This window comes from Microbacterium sp. NPDC056057 (assembly GCF_042266945.1).
In the GTDB taxonomy this organism is placed as follows: Bacteria; Actinomycetota; Actinomycetes; order Actinomycetales; family Microbacteriaceae; genus Microbacterium; species Microbacterium trichothecenolyticum_C.
Genome location: NZ_JBHJWS010000003.1, coordinates 59,902 through 78,000, shown reverse-complemented (window position 1 = coordinate 78,000; position 18,099 = coordinate 59,902). Strand labels below are relative to the sequence as shown.

20 protein-coding genes and 2 tRNA genes are annotated in these 18,099 nt (G+C 69.4%); 7 read left to right on the top strand and 15 right to left on the bottom strand.

Annotated features, from left to right (window positions below; all coding sequences use genetic code 11):
- Positions 1-11: 11 nt before the first annotated feature.
- Positions 12-1,136 (bottom strand): DNA cytosine methyltransferase, encoded by a 1,125-nt coding sequence (locus ACFC1K_RS12415; protein WP_375871872.1) that lies wholly within the window; start codon positions 1,134-1,136, stop codon positions 12-14.
- A gap of 160 nt (positions 1,137-1,296) precedes the next feature.
- On the opposite strand from ACFC1K_RS12415, the gene ACFC1K_RS12410 reads away from it, so the two are divergent.
- Together ACFC1K_RS12410 and ACFC1K_RS12405 are read left to right on the top strand one after the other, a co-directional pair.
- Positions 1,297-1,728 carry a very short patch repair endonuclease gene (locus tag ACFC1K_RS12410; RefSeq protein ID WP_375871871.1) on the top strand — a complete coding sequence of 144 codons (432 nt, stop codon included), beginning with the start codon at positions 1,297-1,299 and terminating at the stop codon, positions 1,726-1,728.
- A gap of 30 nt (positions 1,729-1,758) precedes the next feature.
- Positions 1,759-2,454: a hypothetical protein gene (locus ACFC1K_RS12405; RefSeq protein ID WP_375871870.1), complete on the top strand. Its 696-nt coding sequence runs from the start codon at positions 1,759-1,761 to the stop codon at positions 2,452-2,454.
- A 29-nt stretch (positions 2,455-2,483) separates the two neighbouring features.
- Here the strand turns inward: ACFC1K_RS12405 and ACFC1K_RS12400 are convergent.
- The 7 genes from ACFC1K_RS12400 to ACFC1K_RS12370 all read right to left on the bottom strand — a co-directional run bounded on the left by ACFC1K_RS12400 (position 2,484) and on the right by ACFC1K_RS12370 (position 7,578).
- Positions 2,484-2,558: transfer RNA gene (locus ACFC1K_RS12400), tRNA-Arg, on the bottom strand.
- A 13-nt stretch (positions 2,559-2,571) separates the two neighbouring features.
- Positions 2,572-2,952 carry a helix-turn-helix domain-containing protein gene (locus ACFC1K_RS12395; RefSeq protein ID WP_375871869.1) on the bottom strand — a complete coding sequence of 127 codons (381 nt, stop codon included), beginning with the start codon at positions 2,950-2,952 and terminating at the stop codon, positions 2,572-2,574.
- Positions 2,953-3,136: 184 nt separating this feature from the next.
- On the bottom strand, positions 3,137-3,724 hold the full coding sequence (locus tag ACFC1K_RS12390; RefSeq protein WP_375871868.1) for a helix-turn-helix domain-containing protein: 588 nt from the start codon (positions 3,722-3,724) through the stop codon (positions 3,137-3,139).
- Between the two features lie 107 nt (positions 3,725-3,831).
- On the bottom strand, positions 3,832-4,536 hold the full coding sequence (locus ACFC1K_RS12385) for a hypothetical protein (RefSeq protein ID WP_375871867.1): 705 nt from the start codon (positions 4,534-4,536) through the stop codon (positions 3,832-3,834).
- A gap of 170 nt (positions 4,537-4,706) precedes the next feature.
- On the bottom strand, positions 4,707-5,564 hold the full coding sequence (locus ACFC1K_RS12380; protein ID WP_375871866.1) for a type II secretion system F family protein: 858 nt from the start codon (positions 5,562-5,564) through the stop codon (positions 4,707-4,709).
- An 11-nt stretch (positions 5,565-5,575) separates the two neighbouring features.
- On the bottom strand, positions 5,576-6,433 hold the full coding sequence (locus tag ACFC1K_RS12375) for a type II secretion system F family protein (protein ID WP_375871865.1): 858 nt from the start codon (positions 6,431-6,433) through the stop codon (positions 5,576-5,578).
- A complete protein-coding gene (locus ACFC1K_RS12370) occupies positions 6,430-7,578 on the bottom strand; it encodes a CpaF family protein (RefSeq protein WP_375871864.1) in 1,149 nt (382 codons plus the stop codon). Before ACFC1K_RS12370 ends, ACFC1K_RS12375 begins: the two co-directional genes overlap by 4 nt.
- A gap of 102 nt (positions 7,579-7,680) precedes the next feature.
- Here ACFC1K_RS12370 and ACFC1K_RS12365 point away from each other — a divergent pair, with 102 nt between their 5' ends.
- The 3 genes from ACFC1K_RS12365 (at position 7,681) to ACFC1K_RS12355 (ending at position 8,846) form a co-directional block, all read left to right on the top strand.
- A complete protein-coding gene (locus ACFC1K_RS12365; RefSeq protein ID WP_310291591.1) occupies positions 7,681-7,887 on the top strand; it encodes a PLDc N-terminal domain-containing protein in 207 nt (68 codons plus the stop codon).
- Between the two features lie 67 nt (positions 7,888-7,954).
- Positions 7,955-8,036, top strand: a tRNA-Leu gene (locus tag ACFC1K_RS12360).
- Between the two features lie 45 nt (positions 8,037-8,081).
- Positions 8,082-8,846, top strand: coding sequence for a DedA family protein (locus ACFC1K_RS12355; protein ID WP_375871863.1), 765 nt, complete (start codon positions 8,082-8,084; stop codon positions 8,844-8,846).
- 19 nt (positions 8,847-8,865) lie between these two features.
- Here ACFC1K_RS12355 and ACFC1K_RS12350 read toward each other — a convergent pair whose 3' ends face one another.
- Positions 8,866-9,771 carry a Ku protein gene (locus ACFC1K_RS12350; RefSeq protein WP_375871862.1) on the bottom strand — a complete coding sequence of 302 codons (906 nt, stop codon included), beginning with the start codon at positions 9,769-9,771 and terminating at the stop codon, positions 8,866-8,868.
- Positions 9,772-9,842: 71 nt separating this feature from the next.
- Here ACFC1K_RS12350 and ACFC1K_RS12345 point away from each other — a divergent pair, with 71 nt between their 5' ends.
- Positions 9,843-12,443: an ATP-dependent DNA ligase gene (locus ACFC1K_RS12345; RefSeq protein ID WP_375871861.1), complete on the top strand. Its 2,601-nt coding sequence runs from the start codon at positions 9,843-9,845 to the stop codon at positions 12,441-12,443.
- 9 nt (positions 12,444-12,452) lie between these two features.
- On the opposite strand, the gene ACFC1K_RS12340 is transcribed toward ACFC1K_RS12345, so the two are convergent.
- The 5 genes from ACFC1K_RS12340 to murI form a co-directional block, all read right to left on the bottom strand.
- Entirely contained in the window at positions 12,453-13,364 is a 912-nt protein-coding gene (locus ACFC1K_RS12340) for a cation diffusion facilitator family transporter (RefSeq protein ID WP_375871860.1), read from the bottom strand.
- Between the two features lie 89 nt (positions 13,365-13,453).
- Positions 13,454-14,047, bottom strand: a complete 594-nt coding sequence (locus tag ACFC1K_RS12335; protein WP_375871859.1) for a hypothetical protein — start codon at positions 14,045-14,047, stop codon at positions 13,454-13,456.
- 82 nt (positions 14,048-14,129) lie between these two features.
- Positions 14,130-14,741: an RdgB/HAM1 family non-canonical purine NTP pyrophosphatase gene (gene rdgB / locus ACFC1K_RS12330; RefSeq protein WP_375871858.1), complete on the bottom strand. Its 612-nt coding sequence runs from the start codon at positions 14,739-14,741 to the stop codon at positions 14,130-14,132.
- Positions 14,742-14,744: 3 nt separating this feature from the next.
- Positions 14,745-15,491: a ribonuclease PH gene (gene rph, locus ACFC1K_RS12325; RefSeq protein ID WP_310250813.1), complete on the bottom strand. Its 747-nt coding sequence runs from the start codon at positions 15,489-15,491 to the stop codon at positions 14,745-14,747.
- Positions 15,492-15,519: 28 nt separating this feature from the next.
- Positions 15,520-16,365 carry a glutamate racemase gene (gene murI / locus ACFC1K_RS12320; protein WP_056367816.1) on the bottom strand — a complete coding sequence of 282 codons (846 nt, stop codon included), beginning with the start codon at positions 16,363-16,365 and terminating at the stop codon, positions 15,520-15,522.
- Positions 16,366-16,474: 109 nt separating this feature from the next.
- Between murI and ACFC1K_RS12315 the strand changes: the two genes are divergently transcribed.
- Positions 16,475-17,800, top strand: a complete 1,326-nt coding sequence (locus tag ACFC1K_RS12315; RefSeq protein WP_375871857.1) for a nicotinate phosphoribosyltransferase — start codon at positions 16,475-16,477, stop codon at positions 17,798-17,800.
- Here ACFC1K_RS12315 and ACFC1K_RS12310 read toward each other — a convergent pair whose 3' ends face one another.
- Positions 17,801-18,067, bottom strand: a complete 267-nt coding sequence (locus ACFC1K_RS12310; RefSeq protein ID WP_045296870.1) for a DUF3039 domain-containing protein — start codon at positions 18,065-18,067, stop codon at positions 17,801-17,803.
- Positions 18,068-18,099: the final 32 nt, after the last annotated feature.

Here is an 18,099-nt window from a genome sequence, read left to right as displayed (position 1 = left end):
TGCCCATGACTTTATGCGGAAGCCACCGACATCCGCTCGGCCTCCTCCCGGCGGGGCGGCACAAGGTGCTGCAGGTTCGGCTCGATGCCGTCGTACTCGATGCCCGCGAAGGTCTTGAGAACGGCCTCGAACACGACGCGCGCGCCCTCCACGGGCACCGCCATTCCGATCTGCTTCCGCACGCTCTCCTTGCCGCCCTTGAACTCGAAGCTGTCAGGGAAGGTCTGGATGCGAGCGCGCTCGCGGTTGGTCAGCGCGCGGTGCTCTTCCCAGTGGTAGACGTGCGTACCGCCACCGCCCGAACCGGTGATCGTGTAGGACGGCTTCTGCGCCTCGAGTCGCTTGTAGATCTGGCTGATCTTGGCCCCGGCGACGTTCAGCTGCAGCTCCGGGGGCAGGTCGGCGGTGAATGCGTTCTCGCCCGGCTTGATCCGCTTGAGGCGCTTCACCACGTCCTCACTCTGACGCGTGTACTCCTGATTAGCGGCCCAACCGGGGATGTCCTTAAGCGCCGTCTCGACCGAAACGTCGGCGTCCTTGTACGGCTCCGGAGAGGGCACGACGAACTCCACGTCGATGTCCTCTCGGATGCCGACGATGAGGATGCGGTGGCGGCGCTGAGGTACGCCGTACTCCTCAAACTTGTAGAGATGCGGGTACAGGCGGTAGCCACCCTTCTCGGGGGCAGCGTGTTGCAGGCGGTCGAGGATCGTCTCGAACGCGAGACCATCGTTCGAGTTGCGGAGCCCGCCGACGTTCTCGGCTACGAACCATTTAGGCGTGTACTCGTCGATGACGCGAGCGCCGTACTCGTAAAGCGGCCCGAATGTACCGTCGATGCCCTTGCGCTCGCCCACCACGGAGAAGTCGTTGCAGGGGAATCCGAACGCGAGCGCGTCGATGGGGCCGAGTTCATTCTTGATGTCGAGCTTCCGGACGTCCTTGTGGATGACCTTCGCACCCTTGAAGTTGGTGCGGTATGTCTCGCAGGTGTCCTTGTCGTAGTCGGTCGCCCATGCGTGCGCGATCGTGTTGCCGGCGACGCCCGAAGCCAGCGCCGCGCCCTTCGCGATCCCGCCAGGTCCGCTGAACAGTTCGCCGAGGCGGAAGGTCTGTGCTGGTTGCTTGTTTGCCACGGGGTGGGCCTCTCGGTCTTGTTCGTCTTCGTCGGTATTGCCAGGCTAGATAGGGGACTAGTCGGCGGCGGGGATTGATTGCCGCGTGTTGCAGGTTTTTCGCCAGAAGAGCAGCACACATGTTCGAGCGCGTCTCTGACTGATGGAGTAGCCTGCAGCCATGGTCGAGTCGTGGGCGTCGAGCGAGCAGGCTCGCCTCACAATGGTCGCGAACAGATCGAAGAACACCGCGCCCGAACGCGCCGTGCGATCCATCCTCCACGCTCGTGGCCTGCGCTACCGCACCCACCTCCGGCCAATCCCCAGCATCCGACGAACCGCCGACATCGTGTTCACCCGTCGCAAGATCGCCGTATTCATCGACGGGTGCTTCTGGCACGCTTGCCCCGAGCACTTCATCGCGCCGCGCTCGAACGCCGACTACTGGGGTCCGAAGATCGCCGGCAACCGACTCCGTGACCGAGACACCGACGAGGCCCTTCGCTCAGCCGGCTGGACGGTGCTTCGCTTCTGGGAACACGAACCGCCCGCCTTCGTCGCAGACGACATCGAGAAGATTGTGTATGGAGGACAACCGTCCAGGGTGCGTTGATGCACCTGTGCAGGCGATAGTTTCTCCCCCATGGCGGCAAATCTTCGACTCCGGCTCACGCCCCTCAGCGTCGTCTCATCAAAGACACACACTCGGGAGGCAGTGCGGCGTCTAAAAGGCGCGCATGACAGTATCGACGGGCTGTTTGGGACCTTGCACGCACTCCGGGACGCAAAGGTGAAGGCTGGCGTTTCGATCGCCAAGCTCTCACACGGCGAAGTGGATATTCTCCGCTCGGCGCTGGTCTTCGCGGGTGCCGGACTTGACGCCGTCCTCAAGCAACTAACTCGCGATGCTCTTCCTTCGCTCCTCGTGACGCATTCCGCCGCTAAGGGAGCGTTGAGGGGCTATAGCGGTCGGTTGACGACCGAGCAACCCGCCAAAGCGAAATCGATCCTCATGAGTCCCGATGCGTCGAAGGCTCTTCGCGATGCGTACATTGCCGACCTCACGAAGGGAAGCCTTCAAGGTCACGGGGAACTAATCAGCCTGCGGCGGGCGCTGGGGCTCCCCGACGCGGGGCCGCTTGCAGACGCCGTCTTGGACGGATTCAGCGACTTCTTCATTGCTCGCAACCAGGTCGCGCACGAGCTGGATCTGCTCAAGCCGAGCGGGCCGGGGACGTTTACCCGGCGGTACCGGAAGATGGAGGAGACCCGGGAGCGGTGTGACGCCGCGGTCATCGTGGCGGGCGAGTTCGTGCTCGCTACGGAAAAGTACCTATAGGCGCCACCCGGGCGATCTGACTCATCGCGTGGTGCCCCCGGAGGGATTCGAACCCCCGACCCTCTCCTTAGGACGGAGTGGCTCTTCCACTGAGCTACGGAGGCCAGTGCGTCAATCCTACCGTTGCGTGTTCGCCTCGACGAACGCCGCTAGGGACGCCCGTGAGATGTACTTGCTCGAACCCACCTTCGTGTACTCGATGCCGCCCTCCTTCATCAGCGCGTGCAACGTGCCGTAAGAGACGCCGAGTTCGGCCGCGGCGTCTTTCAACTTGAGCAACATCGGGCCAGACGGTTCCGCGGTCTGAGGCGTGCGCCCCAGCGACTCGGGATCGGACTCGATTACGTCTACCTGGGTGGCCTTCCTCTCCCAGTGACCGGCGTACGCCCACGAAGTCTTGAGTTCGTCTTTGACCTTCTGCTCCGCGGCTTCCTCATTGGTGGCTCGCACCCACAACTCGGCCACTTCGACTTTCGTCACTACGACCTTGTAGCGCATGGTTCTCCTGGAATGGAAGAGGGCCCCGGGTCTCCCCGGGGCCCGAGCAGCTCCGTCCTATGAGCATCGTACGCCCGTGACCGCCTGCGCGCCGCGCTCCGTGGGGTCTCCCGTGACACGGGAGACCCCCGGAGCCCTGAGAGTGGGTACCGGGGGTCTCAGTTCGCGGGAGAGGCGCGAAGCGTTACTCCTGGATTAGACCGGTGGCCCGTCGCCGGCCGTCGCGGAGGACGTCACCAGCGCGCGCGCCGTATGTGCCGACCTCGGCCTGTCCGTCCTCGCCGTAGATCTTCCTGGGGTCGGTCTCTCCCGACTGGCGGATCCGTTCAGCGATCGCGTCGGCTTGCCCCACAACCAGGCTCACGCCCTTGAGCATCTGGTCGAAGGTGCTGAGTACGGTCTGCATCGCCTCCTGCTCACTGACCACCGCGTCGGGCTTCGTGACGTTCGTGTACGAACGCGCCGCCGCGTCGAGGCCCTGCATGAGAGCCTGACGCTTCCGGGCGTCCTCCTCGCGTTCGAGGATGTCGAGCGTCTTGTCCATCTGCCCGAGCAGCCGATCAGCGATCGCCTCTCGCCGTTCGCGCATGTACTCGGACCGGTAGCCGCGGGCCTTCGCCATGGCCTCGGGCGTGCCCGATGATCCCTGACCGGTGCGGGCGAAGTCCAGCCCCTCGGTGTCGCGAACGATCCGCGAAACCGTCGACGGATGCACACCCACAGCCTTGGCCACTTGACCCCGGGTCTGCCCCTCACGGACCAGAGCGCGCACCTGCTCCTCGACCTCAGCCGATGCCTTCACACCTGACTTCATCGGTTCACCTCCTCAGGTGATGGGCGGGCGGCAGGAGCCATACCCCCTGCCGCCCGCGGGTCTGGTCAGCGCACGTGCACCGCGTCGCGGCGCAGGTGCAGGCCGTCGAGGCGCTCGACCTGGTGGTCGAGCTCGATGTCGCGCTGGATCGTCTCGTCCAGCCCGAGCGCCGCGTACCCCCGGGGGTCGAGACGCGCGACGCGGGACAGCGCCCCGAGCGATGCGGCACCCTCGAGTGCCTCGGTCAGCACGTCGCGCCATGCGTCCACGACGTTGGCGTCGGACGTCACGTCCCGCGCCCGCGTCGCCTCGGGCACGCCCGCCTCAACCAGCTGCTGGAACACCAGCTCGCGGACCTCGGCGACCACGCCCTCCGGATCGGTGGAGGCGAGCGCCTCCGGCCAGACCTCGACCCACTGAGCGATCGCCGCGAGCCGGAGGGGGTTCGCCGACAGGATCACCTGTTCCAGCGACCGGCCGGCTCGCATGAGCGTCTCGACCTTCCGCCACTCGGCCTCCTGCAGGGCCACGTCGTCGCCCGTCTTGGGGGCGAGCCCGTCGAGCACCTGGGCGATGCCGGCGTCCGGGTCGCCCTTTGATTCCGCGGGGATCTGGTTTGCCAGCGCCGCGCGGGCGTCCATGATCCGCTTGAAGCGCTCACGGTGGATCGCGCTGTTGGTGTAGTTCGGGTTCTGGTAGTCCACCGCCTGCGAGAGCGAGCGCCGGAATGTCAGGAATGCCTGAACGTACGGGGTGGTGTTGATTGCCATTGGTACCTCCAATCTGGGCGGGCCGCGTCCTGGGTGGATCGCCTGATCCTGGATGGACTCGGCCCTGGGTGACTCGCCGTCCGGTTGGCCGACGAGAGTTCGTCGGGCGCGCCTAAGCGGCCACCTCCACGGGGAGGGTGAATGGGAAGCGCGGGAGGCTGGCGGGTGTGTCAGACGCAAGCCGGGCGAGCCGGGAAGAGCATGTAGATCTCCTTCCGGCCCGCGCGCTCGATGAGTGTGCGCTTCGCGTCCTCGCGGGCGTCGATCGCCTGCGCCTGGAGAACGTGAGCGAGCGGCGCGCCTCGCTCGATCGCCGCCACGAGCTGGTCGATCGAGCGGGTGAGAGCGGGGATCTCGAGGCCTGCGGCCAGGCGGGTGAGGGATTCCGACAGCGGCGAGCCGGTGCCCACAGCGACGACGACGCCGCGGAGCTCCGCGGTGAGCTCCCCCGCCCCCACGTCGCTGACACGACGCAGGGAGTCGAGGATCCCCTCGCCCGCCGAGAGGCACAGCGCGAGGAACTCGAGCACCGTCGGCAGCTCCTCCTCGATGCGCGCGGCCCGTGTGCGCGCCCCACGCGTGAGCCACCCGTCGTACGCAAGCGCCGCGGCAACGGCGGCGACCGGCGGAAGCAGTCCGAGGACGGGCGAACCGCGGCCGACGAGCACGAGCACGACGACCACCGCGCCGCCGATCGCAAGTCCCGCGATCGCCCAGGCCAGCTGCCGTCCGCGGAAGCGAGCGGCGTCGATCGTCCATGCGGCCTGATGCAGGCGCCGGGTGAGTGCCGCATCACCGCCTGCCAGCCGGGCGAGGCGACGCTGCGCGACCGCCGACCACGCGAACGGCGACCCTCCGATCGGTGGACCCGCCACGTCGAGGCCCCGCGGATCGGTCACGTCGCGGATGTAGGGCGCGATCCGCCGCGCCAGGCTGGGCGCGCCCCACCGCGGAGCGAGCGAGATCAGCAGGCACACCCCGACCCCGAGCGCCGTGCCGAGCACGACGGCGTACGCGACGTCGCCCATTGCGAATCCGATCACCCGAACCACCGCCGCGGTTCGGGAAGGCGGCCGAGACGGATCATGAGCCGGTACGCGACGAGCGACACCGCCGCGCCGACGAGGATGAGCGCGATGCCGCCCGGGCTGCCGTACGCGCGGGCGCCCTCCGGACGCATCGCGAGCATCGCGAGGATCACCCAGGGGGCGATCACGCCGAGCACAGCCGCGCCGCGGATCCACGACTGCCGAGACTCGACCTCGGCCCGCAGCGCCGCGTCGGCTCGCACGGAGGAGGCGAGCGCGCGCAACACCGCTGTGAGCTCGGTGCCGCCCACCTGGCGGGCCATGCGCAGGGTCTCGACGATGCGGTCGGCGACCGGGTCGGCCAGATTCGTCTTGAGCCGCTGGACGCTCGAGTCGAAATGCCCCGACGCGGCCATGTCGCGCGCGAACCCCGCGAACGCCGGCCGCAGTTCGGCGGGAGCCGAGTCCGCGAGACTCGCGACCGCATCGGGCAGCGACATCCCCGCGCGCACCGATGCGATGAGCAGATCGCAGACGTCCGGCCAGAGTCCGCGCCGGGTGCGCAGCAGCTTCGACCGACGCGAGCGCAGCCACATGAAAGGTGCGAGCGCCCCCGCCGCCGCTGCGACCAGAGCGAGCGCGGCGACCGGCGCGATGAGCCACGCCACCGCGGCCGCCACCGCAGCGCACACCCCCGCGACCACGATGATCGACGGCGCAGACACGCGGGACATCCCCGCGTCTTCGAGGAGACGCGAGATCCGCCCGCGCCGGGGCGCACCCGGACGGTGCGAGCCCGCCGGCCAGAACCACGGTGACAGCATCAGCAGCAGCCCGGCGGCGAGCACCGCTCCCCACACGAAGGTCACGCGGCGACCGCCCGGTAGAGCGTGTGCGCGGTGATCACGCCGTCCTCGACTCCGGCCGGTGCGACGATCTCGACCACGCGTCGTGCGCCGCTCACGTCGCGCTCGCAATGCGCGACGAGATGGACGGATGCCGCCACCGCCGGCTGCACGAAGCTCGCGTCGATGTTGCGCCCGGCCAGCAAGGGCAGCGCGGCGAGTTTGCCGAGCGCTTCGCGGGCGGAGTTGGCGTGGATCGTGGCGGCACCGGGAACGCCGGTGTTGAGGGCCAGCAGCAGGTCGAGCGCCTCAGCGTCGCGCACCTCGCCGACGACGAGCCGGTCGGGGCGCATTCGCAGCGCCTCCTTCACGAGTCGCCGGAGTGTCACCTCGCCGGTCCCCTCGAGGCTCGGCTGGCGCCCCTGGAGGGCCACGAGGTCCGGCGCCGCGACCGCGAGCTCGAAGGTCTCCTCGACCGTCACGATGCGCTGCTCGGGCGGGCACGCGGCGATGAGCGCGCCGAGCAGCGTCGTCTTCCCCGCGTGTGTCGCCCCCGAGACCAGCACCGACCGCCCGGCGATCATGGCGTCGCGGAGAAGCGTCGCGGCCTCCGGGGCGATCGAGCCCGCCGCGACGAGGCGCCCGAGATCCCGGTACGCGGGCAGGAACTTGCGGATGTTGACCGCCCAGTGCCGGCGCGTGATGTCCGGGATCACGACGTGAAGCCGGGAGCCGTCGGGAAGTGACGCGTCGACGAACGGCTGACTCAGGTCGACTCGACGACCGCTGGACTGCAGCATCCGTTCCACCAGATCGCGCACCGCCGTGTCGGTGAGCATGAGCGGCGTGCGCTCGGGGACGCCGCTGCGGGCGACGAAGATGCGGTCGGGTGCGTTGATCCAGACTTCCTCGACGGTCGGGTCGTCGAGGTACGCCTGCAGCGGGCCGAACCCCGAGACGGCGGCGAGAACTTCGCGAACGCAGGCCGTCTCGTCGTCGACGGGTGCGAGGCCGCGCGCGAGGGCGAAGTCGTTGTGGCGGCGCACCTCCGCGCGGGCGATCTGCGCCGCGAACTCGGGGTCGCGGGTCGGATCCGACCGCTCCGCCCGGAGCCGTTCCCGCACGCGCTCCGCCACGACGGTCGCGACGGGGGCGGCGGCGGAAGTCACGTCTGCATCCTCCCAATTCACCGCAGAGCCAGCCGAAAGTTATCCACAGATGCGGGCGGACCGCCGGCGCGGCAGGATGGAGGAACAGAGGAAGGGACGAAGATGACGAAGACGGAGATGGCCCCCGCGGCGAAGGCAGGACTCGGCGTGCTCGGCATCGTGCAGGTCGCGTTCGCGTTCCTCGCATTCTGGGATCTCGCCCACCGCGACACCGACGAGGTCCGCGGACCCAAGGCCGCGTGGATCCCCGCGATCCTCGTGAACTGGATCGGCCCCGCGAGCTACTTCCTGTTCGGCATCCGCCGCTGATCCCCCGGTCGCACCGGGGGCCAGCCCCACAGCCGACCCCCAGTCGCCTCAGTAGACTGAGAGCCTCGCGGGAGTGGTGAAATTGGCAGACACGCAGGATTTAGGTTCCTGTGCCTCCGGGCGTGTGGGTTCAAGTCCCACCTTCCGCACGCGAGTTCTCGCATCCTCCGCCGACTGACGACGGGACGACCATCGTGCACGCAGTTCCCACAGCCCTGATCCCCTGGCTGGATCCGGCCGCCATCATCGAATGGGCAGGCCCATGGGCGCTGGTCGTCGTGTGCTTCATCGTGTTCGCCGAGACGGGTCTGCTCATCGGCTTCCTGCTCCCGGGCGACACGCTGCTCGTCATCTCGGGTCTGCTGACGCACACGAGCAACATCTTCGGCGTCAACATCTGGGTCGTGTCCCTGCTGATCGGCCTCGCGGCCTTCGTCGGCGGTGAAGTCGGGTATTACATCGGCCACAAGGGCGGCCCCGCGGTCTTCGAGAAGAAGGAATCGGGTCTGTTCAGCGTCAAGAACGTCGAACGCACCAACGCCTTCTTCGAGCGGTTCGGCGGGCTGACGATCATCCTGGCGCGCTTCGTGCCGATCGTCCGCACCTTCGCGCCCGTCGCCGCGGGCATCGGCCACATGAACAAGTGGAAGTACACCCTCTACAACCTCATCGGCGCGGTGCTGTGGGGCTTCGGGCTGACGATGTTCGGCTACCTGCTCGGCTACATCCCGCCCGTCGCCACGTTCGTCGAGAACTACATCGACCTCATCCTGCTGGTCGCCGTCGGCGGCACGGCGCTCGTCACGCTGTGGCACTACCTCCGTGAGCGCAGCAAGGCGAAGAAGGCCGCCGCGGCCGGTGAGGACATCGTCACCGACCACGCCGAGGCAGAGGCGCTCGTTCTCGATCCCGAGGTGTTCGAACGGGGCCCCGAGCACGGCGACGCACCCAAGGCCTGAGCCGACGGCGTCCTGCCGGTCAGGACGCCTTCTTCTTCCTCGCTGCAAGCTTCTTCGCAGGTGTCTTGGCCTCGGCTTTGGCCGGGGCTGCAGCATCCGTCTTTCCTGACGCTGCCTTCGCGTCGCCGCCCTCGCGGGCTGCACGGGACTTCTCGACGCTGGCGCGGAGCGCGGCCATCAGGTCGATGACTTCGCCGCCGGCCTCCTCTTCCTCCTGCTCGCCGAAGGTCTCGGAGGTGTCGAGTGCGTCGCCCTTCTCGAGCTTCGCCTCGATGAGGGTGCGCAGCTCCTCCTGGTACTCGTCCTTGAACTCTTCGGGATCGAAGTCGCTCGAGAAACTCTCGACCAGCGACGCCGACAGCTCGAGCTCCTTCGCCGAGATGCGCACCGACTCGTCGAGCGACGGGAAGGCGGCTTCTCGCACCTCGTCGGACCACAGGAGGGTCTGCAGCACCAGCACGTCGTCGCGCACGCGAAGCGCCGCCAGCCGGGTCTTCTGCCGGAGGGAGAAGCGCACGATGGCCGTGCGATCGGTCTGCTCGAGCGTCTTGCGCAGCAGCACGTAGGCCTTGGGAGAGGCCGAGTCGGGCTCGAGGTAATACGCACGGTCGAGGGTCAGCAGGTCGATCTGCTCGCTCGGCACGAACTCGACGACGTCGATCTCCCGACTGCGTTCCGCAGGCAGCGACTCGAGGTCCTCCTTGGTCAGGACGACGGTCTTCTCACCGTCGTCGTAGGCCTTGTCGATGTCGGAGTACGGCACGACCTCACCGTCGATCTCGCAGATCCGCTGATACCGGATGCGCCCGCCGTCCTTGTTGTGCACCTGGTGCAGCGAGACGTCGTGGTCCTCGGTCGCCGAGTACACCTTCACCGGCACGTTGACGAGTCCGAACGTCAGTGCACCCTTCCAGATCGCTCTCACCCCACCAGTGAACACCAGGGCGCCGACACGCGGCCACCCCTTGCGTCACGCCGCGCCGATACTCTGAGCCCATGGCGGGCGACGAGCAGCTGGTGCGCATCGGCGGCCGTCGCCTGCGCATCACGAACCTCGACAAGGTGCTCTACCCCGAGACCGGCACCACCAAGGGCGAGGTCATCGACTACTACTCGCGCATCGCCGAGCTCCTCATCCCCCACGTCGTGGGACGACCCGTCACCCGCAAGCGGTGGCCGGACGGTGTCGGCACCGACGACGACCCCGGCATGGTCTTCTTCGCGAAGGACCTCGAGCGCGGCGCGCCCTCGTGGGTGCGACGGATGCCGATCCCCCACTCCACGGGCACCAAGGAGTATCCGCTGGTGGGCGACGTGCCGACGCTGGTCTACCTGGCCCAGGTGGCGAGCCTCGAGCTGCATGTACCCCAATGGCGCTTCGACGCCGGCGGAGGACGCGGTCCGGCCGACCGGCTCGTGCTCGATCTGGACCCCGGGCCCGGCGCCGGCCTTGCGGAGTGCGCCGTGGTGGCGGGCTGGGCCCGCGAGATCCTGCTCGACATGGGGCTCGAGCCCTACCCCGTCACGAGCGGCAGCAAGGGCATCCATCTGTACTCCGCACTGCCCCCAGGGCAGTCGACCGAGCAGGCCTCCGCGCTCGCGAACGAGCTCGCCCGCGCGATCGAGGCCGACCACAAGGACCTCGTCGTCAGCAGCATGAGGAAGACCGAGCGGCGCGGCAAGGTGCTCATCGACTGGAGGCAGAACAACGGGTCGAAGACGACGATCGCGCCGTACTCGCTGCGCGGCCGGCCGCAGCCGACGGTCGCCGCGCCGCGCACCTGGGAGGAGCTCGACGATCCCGGGCTGCGCCACCTCGAGTTCACCGAGGTGCTCGAACGGGCCGAGACCATCGGCGACCCGATGGCCGCGCTCGGCTTCCACGCCGGCGGCCGCGACGCCGAGTCCGGCCCGCTGTCGGCGTACATCTCCAAGCGGAGCGCCGACCGCACCCCCGAGCCGGTGCCCGCGAACCCCCTCGGCGCGTCGCCTCACGGCGAACTTCCGAGATTCGTCATCCAGGAGCATCACGCGACTGCGCTCCACTGGGACTTCCGCCTCGAACACGACGGCGTCCTGGTGAGCTGGGCCGTTCCGCGCGGCGTCCCGCACTCGTACAAGCGCAACAACCTCGCGATCATGACCGAGGACCACCCCATGGAGTACGCCACGTTCGAGGGCACGATCCCCGCGGGCGAGTACGGCGGCGGCACCGTGACCATCTGGGACGACGGGCGCTACGAGCTCGAGAAGTGGCGCGACGACGAGGTCATCGCGACGCTCGAGGGCCGCCCCGGCGGCCCGCTCGGACGCGTCCGGCTGGCGCTGATCCGCACCGCCGGCGAGGGCGAGAAGTCCAGCTGGCTGCTGCACCGCATGAAGACGGATGCTGCGGGCCGCACACAGCCGGACGGCGCGGTCGTCGAGCCCAGTCCCCAGGCCGACGCGGTTCGCGACGCACAGGGCAGGCGGGGCGCTGCCACCGGGAGAGAACCCCATGTGAGTTCCGGTTCACACGGCGGCTCTGGTGCTCAGGTCGCCGCGGCTGACGTGCGCACCCGTGTGAACCGGAAGTTCAACGGGGTTCCAGGAACGTCTGCACCGGCCGCCACCGAGCTGCGGCCCATGCTCGCGTCGAGTGCGACTCCCGCCCAGGCGCGCCGGGCCGCGCGCACGTGGGCCGACCGCGAACACGGCGCCGAGGCCTGGGTCGAGATGAAGTGGGACGGCATCCGCGCGGTCGGCGCGTGGGACGGGCAGCGCCTGCGTCTGTTCGCGCGCAGCGGCAACGAGGTCACGCACCGCTACCCCGAGCTGACGGCGGTCGACGCCGGCTTCGGCGCGGAGCCGTGCGTGGTGGACGGCGAGCTCGTCGCTCTCGAACCCGACGGCCGGCCCAGCTTTCCGCTCCTGCAGACCCGGATGAACCTCGAGCACGCCGGCGACATCGCTCGCGTGGCGCGGCGCACACCTGTGCGGTACTACCTGTTCGACGCTCTCTCGCACGACGGCGACGACCTCGCCGGGCTGGCGCTGCGCGAACGCCGTGACGTGCTCGAGGCGGTGGCCGCGGCATCCGTCGAAGCGATCACCGTGCCGCCCGTGTTCGACGATGTCGACGCCGCGCTCGATACGAGCGAGCAGCTCCGCCTCGAGGGCATCGTCGTGAAGGACCCGGCGTCGCGATACGTCCGCGGCGGCCGCTCCGAGTCGTGGTTGAAGGTCAAGAACACCAGGACCCAGGAGGTCGTGATCGCGGGCATCCGACCCGGCAAGGGCGGGCGCACCTCCACCTTCGGGTCGCTGCTGCTCGGTATCCCCGGCGCCGAGGGCCTGCAGTACGCCGGCCGCGTCGGCAGCGGGTTCAGCGACTCGACGCTGTCGATGCTGCTCAAGAAGCTGACGCCGCTGCGCACCGACCACAATCCGCTCGTCGGCGTGCCGCCGCTCGACGCGCGGGACGCGCTCTGGGTGCGGCCGGAGATCGTCGGCGAAGTCGAGTACGGCGAGTTCACCCCGGGCGGCATCCTCCGCCACCCGAGGTGGCGCGGACTTCGTCCCGACAAGTCGCCCGCCGAGGTGCGGCGCGAAGACTGACGGGCCGCGTCACGCGTGGGCTTCGTGCTCGACGTGTCCGGCGGGCTCGAGCTGGAAGGTCGAGTGCTCGACGTCGAAATGGTCGGACAGGCACGATTGCAGGGTGCTGAGGATGCCGGCAGCCCGACCGTCAGTGAGAGCCGCGCCCTCGACGACCACGTGCGCCGTGAACACCGGTGCCCCGCGTGTGAGCTGCCACACATGGACGTCGTGAACGTCGACGACCCCGGGTGTCGCGAGGATGTGCTCGCGGATCTCGTGCACGTGCGTGCCCTTCGGCGCCGACTCGGCGAGCACCGAGACGACCTCGCGCAGCAGGCCGACCGCGCGCGGGATGATCATGGCGGCGATGAAGAGCGACGCGATGGCGTCGGCCTGGTACCAGCCGGTCGTGACGATGACGGTGGCGGCGACGATCACGGCCACCGATCCGATGAGGTCGCCGAGGACCTCGAGATACGCGCCGCGCACGTTGATGCTGTGCCGCTGGGCGGAGCTCAGCAGCCACATCGCGACGCCGTTGGCCACGAGCCCGACGATCGCGACGACGAGCATGAGCCCACCGGCGACCTCTGTCTCGCCCGGGTCGAGCAGGCGCGAGATGCCTTCGAACGCGACCCACCCCGACAGCACGATCAGGATGACGCCGTTGATCAGGGCCCCGAACACCTCGGCGCGCTGGTACCCGAAGGTGCGGCGGTCGTTCGCCGGCCGGGCTGCGACGGTGCTCGCGATGAGGGCGATCACCAGAGCGGCGGCGTCCGTGAACATGTGCGCCGCATCGGCGAGGAGCGCGAGTGAGCCCGACAGCACCGCTCCGACGATCTGCACCACCATCACGGTGGAGGTGATCGCGAGCGAGATCGCGAGCAGGCGGCGGTTGCCCGCCCCTCGGATCCCGGTCGGCGCGTGGTCGTGCATGAGCCCAGGCTAAGCCCGGGATTGCACCGGAAAGGGCTGTTGCGCCTAGTCGGGAATGAGTGTGATTCTCACTCGCAGCGCGATGACCGCTACCGGTGCCGGCGGGTGCCCTCCGGCCTCGCCGCGATGATGCTCGCGGCGAGGTCCATGGTCCGGCTCGACTCCGCAGGAGGCGCCGGCCGGCGGACCAGGCGGGGCCGCAGGACGAACCACAGCACGACGCCCATGACGACCGTAGCGCCCAGAGCGCCGTTCGAGCCGAGGACGGTACGGGCTCCGCCCACGGTCCCCACCAGTCCGGCAACGCCCCAGGACAGGCTCACCGTCGCCGCCCACGCGAGCACGATACGCCACCGGCGGCGCAGCAACGACCCCTGGGCGACCCCGACCACGCCGCCCGTGACGAGTGCCGTCGCCGCGGCCGCGGCCGGCGTGACCGCGGGGCCGAACCAGACGATGCTGAGCGCGCAACCCACACCCGTCGCGCCGAGCGTCCAGACCGCCCAGCGCCAGTCCACGAGGCGGCCCAGCGCGAGCCACTGCGCGGCTCCGACGACGCCGCCGACGATCGCGCCCGCCGCCAGCGCCGTCAGCGGGCTGCGATGCGTCCCCAGGACCGCTGAGGCGATCGACTCCCCCAGCGGAAAGGCGAGGAAGGTGGGGATCCAGCGAAGGAAGAACATCGGCCGCTCCGGAAAAGGCTGCGTGCACAACAGCATGCCTCTCCCGGGCGGCGATGGCGAGGCATGGCGCTGACCCCTCGCGTCAGAGCTCGGCGAGCAGCTCGGCCAGCGCGACGAACGCGCGCGAGCGATGGGATGCCGCGTTCTTCTCGTCGGCCGTCCACTCTCCGACCGTCCGCTCGGCGCCGGTCTCCTGCCCGTCGGGAACGAAGATCGGGTCGTAGCCGAAGCCGCCGGCGCCCGACGGCGCCGTCGCAAGGCGGCCGGGCCAGATCCCCTCGACCACATGCTCGACGGCCTCCCCCTCGGCCACCGGCACGACGAGCGCGATCGTGGACACGAACTGCGCCGTGCGATGCGGGTCGCCGATGTCGGAGAGCTGGTCGAGCAGCAGGTTCAGGTTGGCCGAGGCATCCTTCGCGTGTCCGGCCCAGTAGGCCGAGAACACCCCGGGCGATCCGCCGAGCACGTCCACGCACACGCCGGAATCGTCGGCCAGTGCTGGCAGTCCGGTGTGGTCGGCGGCCGCGCGCGCCTTGATGAGGGCGTTCTCGGCGAAGGTCACGCCGTCCTCGACAGGCTCGGGCCCGTCGTATCCGACGACCTCGAGGTCAGGGCGCGTCGCCGCGACGATCGCCTGGAACTCCTCGACCTTGTGCGGGTTGTGGGTCGCGAGGACGATCTGTCGCGGCATCCGTCACTCCCCTTCCGCGGGCTGCAGGGCCGCGAGCTGGTGTGTCCGCAGGTCCGCGCAGCCGTTGACGCCGAGCTCGAGCAGGGCGTCGAGCTCGCGCTTGTCGAACGGCGCGCCCTCTGCGGTGCCCTGCACCTCGACGAACAGGCCGCGGCCGGTGACGACGACGTTCATGTCGGTCTCGGCGCGCACATCCTCGACATACGCGAGGTCGAGCATGGGCTCGCCGTCGATGATGCCGACCGACACCGCCGCGACGGAGTCGAACAGCACCTGCGCCTTCTGGCCGATGAACTTCTTGCCGCGGCCCCACTCGATCGCGTCGGCGAGCGCGACGTAGGCGCCGGTGATGGCGGCCGTGCGTGTGCCGCCGTCGGCCTGCAGCACGTCGCAGTCGATGACGATGGTGTTCTCACCGAGCGCCTTGGTGTCGACGACGGCGCGCAGCGCCCGGCCGATGAGGCGCGAGATCTCGTGCGTGCGGCCGCCGATCTTGCCCTTGACGCTCTCGCGGTCGTTGCGCTCGTTGGTGGCGCGCGGCAGCATCGCGTACTCGGCGGTGATCCAGCCCTTGCCCTTGCCCGTCAGCCAGCGCGGCACGCCGTTCGTGAACGACGCCGTGCACAGCACCTTGGTGTTCCCGAACGAGATCAGGGCGGACCCTTCGGCCTGGCTCGACCAGCCCCGTTCGATGGTGATCGGACGCAGCTGGTCGACGGAACGGCCGTCGGCACGGGTGATGTCGGTCATGCAGTTCTCCTCCGGAGGGACGGATGCCTCAGCCGAGGCGGCGGGCAGGGTTCGAGGCACGCGGAAGGTCGATGGCGCCGGTCTGGACCAGGCGCACGTCGGTGACCTCGCGGCCCATCAGGCGGTGCGCGAGGCGCAGGAACTCATCGGCGGACGCACCGGTGGCTTCGTAGACGTGGCGGGGCTCGGCATCCGGCCCCGCGAGCAGGTCGCGGGAGACCAGCTGACGGTAGACGTCCTTCGCGGTCTCGGAGTCGCTCGACACCAGGCTCACGTCCGGGCCCATGACGTAGCTGATCGCGCCCTCGAGGAACGGATAGTGCGTGCAGCCCAGCACGAGCGTGTCGACCTCGGCCGCGCGCAGCGGCGCGAGGTACTCCTCGGCGACGGCGAGCACCTCCGGCGAACCGGTGACGCCGGCTTCGACGAACTCGACGAACCGCGGGCAGGCCTGCGCGAAGACGGTGAGACGCTCATTGACCCCGAGCATGTCCTGGTACGCGCCGGAGCTGATGGTGCCGGCCGTGCCGATGACGCCGACACGCCCGTTGCGCGTGGTCGACATCGCCGTGCGCACCGCGGGGTTGATGACCTCCACCACCGGCACGTCGTACCGCTCGCGCGCGTCGCGCAGCATCGCCGAGGACGCCGTGTTGCACGCGATCACGAGCATCTTCACACCCTGGGCGACGAGATCGTCCAGCACCTCGAGTGCGTAGCGCCGCACGTCGGCGATCGGCTTCGGGCCGTACGGTGAACGCGCGGTGTCGCCGATGTACAGAATCGACTCCTGCGGCAGCAGCGCCGAGACGGCCCGCGCGACGGTGAGCCCGCCGACCCCGGAGTCGAAGATTCCGATCGGCGCGTCGTTCACGAGAATCCACCCTACGCCAGCGGGTCGCCGCGGGGCACGGCGAAGCCACGGCGAGCAGAGCGAGCCCTCGGGGGGAACCCCCGCGTCAGGAAAAGCTAGGCTGACCCGCATGGCCGCCTCGACCGCCCTGCTGACGGACCGCTACGAGCTCACGATGGTCGACGCGGCGCTCCGCGACGGCACCGCCCACCGCCGATGCGTGTTCGAGCTGTTCGGCCGGCGCCTCCCGGGAGCGCGGCGCTTCGGGGTCGTCGCGGGCACGGGACGGCTGCTCTCGCTCATCCGCGACTTCCGCTTCGGCGACGACGAGCTGCGATTCCTCCGCGACGAGAAGGTGGTGGATGCCTCGACCCTCGATTTCCTGGAGGGCTACCGGTTCACCGGCTCGGTGACGGGCTATCGCGAGGGCGAGCTGTACTTCCCGGGCTCCCCCATCCTGACGATCGAGGGAACGTTCGCCGAGGCCGTCGTGCTCGAGACCCTGGCGCTCAGCGTGCTCAACCACGATTCGGCGGTCGCGACCGCCGCCGCCCGCATGAGCATCGCCGCCGGGGACCGTCCACTGGCCGAGATGGGTTCGCGGCGGGCCGGCGAGTCGTCGGCGGTCGCCGCGGCGCGTGCGGCCTACATCACCGGGTTCAGCGCCACCTCGAATCTCGAGGCAGGTCGCCGATGGGGCATCCCGACGATGGGCACGGCCGCCCACGCCTGGACGCTGCTGCACGACACCGAGGAGGACGCGTTTCGCGCGCAGATCGCGGCCCTCGGCGTCGGCACCACGCTGCTCATCGACACCTACGACATCCGCCAGGGCGTCGAGACGGCCATCCGCGTCGCCGGGACGGGGCTCGGCGGGGTCCGGATCGACTCCGGCGATCTGCCGGCCGTGGCGGCCGAGGTGCGCGCTCAGCTCGACGAGCTGGGCGCGACCGGCACGCGCATCACCGTGACGAGCGACCTGGACGAGTACGCGATCGCGGCGCTCGCGGCATCCCCTGTCGACTCCTACGGCGTCGGCACGTCGGTGGTCACCGGGTCGGGGACGCCGACTGCCGGCATGGTCTACAAGCTCGTGGCCCGGCAGGACTCCGACGGCGGCTGGGTCGGTGTGGCGAAGGCGTCGACCGACAAGGCGTCCAAGGGCGGCCGCAAGGCGGCGTTCCGCACCCTCGACGCGGGTACGGCGACGAGCGAGCTCATCGTCGTGTCGGACGGCTTCGAAGAACTCGACACGGCCTCCGCCCACCCGGAATCCCGCGCGCTGCAGGTGCCGCTCGTCGTGGACGGCGAACCGGATGCCGCGCACGAAGGATCCGACGGCGTCGAGGCCGCTCGAGCACATCACGCGCGGGTGCGCGAAGAGCTTCCGGTGCGCGGACTCGCGCTCAGCCGCTCCGACCCGGCGATCCCGACGGTCTACGCCGACGCCGAGTGATCAGCCCTGGAGCGATTCGTAGATCTCTTTGCAGGTGGGGCACACGGGGAACTTCTCGGGGTCGCGCCCCGGCGTCCACTTCTTGCCGCACAGCGCGCGCACCGGCTTGCCGGTGATGGCGGACTCGAGGATCTTGTCCTTCTTCACGTAATGGGAGAAGCGCTCATGGTCACCCGGCTCGATGTTCTCTTCTTTGAGGAGCTCTTCGAGCTCGCGATCGAGGGTCGCGATGCCGCCCTGGTCGGGGCTGTCCAGCGGGGTGCTCATGGTCTGCCAGTGTAGTCGGGGCGGACCCGGCT

Coding starts and splice junctions, on each gene's coding strand:
- ACFC1K_RS12410 (WP_375871871.1), top strand. CDS start 1,297: ATGGTCGAGTCGTGGGCGTCGAGCGAGCAGGCTCGCCTCACAATGGTC.
- ACFC1K_RS12405 (WP_375871870.1), top strand. CDS start 1,759: ATGGCGGCAAATCTTCGACTCCGGCTCACGCCCCTCAGCGTCGTCTCA.
- ACFC1K_RS12395 (WP_375871869.1), bottom strand. CDS start 2,952: ATGCGCTACAAGGTCGTAGTGACGAAAGTCGAAGTGGCCGAGTTGTGG.
- ACFC1K_RS12385 (WP_375871867.1), bottom strand. CDS start 4,536: ATGGCAATCAACACCACCCCGTACGTTCAGGCATTCCTGACATTCCGG.
- ACFC1K_RS12380 (WP_375871866.1), bottom strand. CDS start 5,564: ATGGGCGACGTCGCGTACGCCGTCGTGCTCGGCACGGCGCTCGGGGTC.
- ACFC1K_RS12365 (WP_310291591.1), top strand. CDS start 7,681: ATGACGAAGACGGAGATGGCCCCCGCGGCGAAGGCAGGACTCGGCGTG.
- ACFC1K_RS12345 (WP_375871861.1), top strand. CDS start 9,843: ATGGCGGGCGACGAGCAGCTGGTGCGCATCGGCGGCCGTCGCCTGCGC.
- ACFC1K_RS12340 (WP_375871860.1), bottom strand. CDS start 13,364: ATGCACGACCACGCGCCGACCGGGATCCGAGGGGCGGGCAACCGCCGC.
- ACFC1K_RS12335 (WP_375871859.1), bottom strand. CDS start 14,047: ATGTTCTTCCTTCGCTGGATCCCCACCTTCCTCGCCTTTCCGCTGGGG.
- rdgB (WP_375871858.1), bottom strand. CDS start 14,741: ATGCCGCGACAGATCGTCCTCGCGACCCACAACCCGCACAAGGTCGAG.
- rph (WP_310250813.1), bottom strand. CDS start 15,491: ATGACCGACATCACCCGTGCCGACGGCCGTTCCGTCGACCAGCTGCGT.
- ACFC1K_RS12315 (WP_375871857.1), top strand. CDS start 16,475: ATGGCCGCCTCGACCGCCCTGCTGACGGACCGCTACGAGCTCACGATG.
- ACFC1K_RS12310 (WP_045296870.1), bottom strand. CDS start 18,067: ATGAGCACCCCGCTGGACAGCCCCGACCAGGGCGGCATCGCGACCCTC.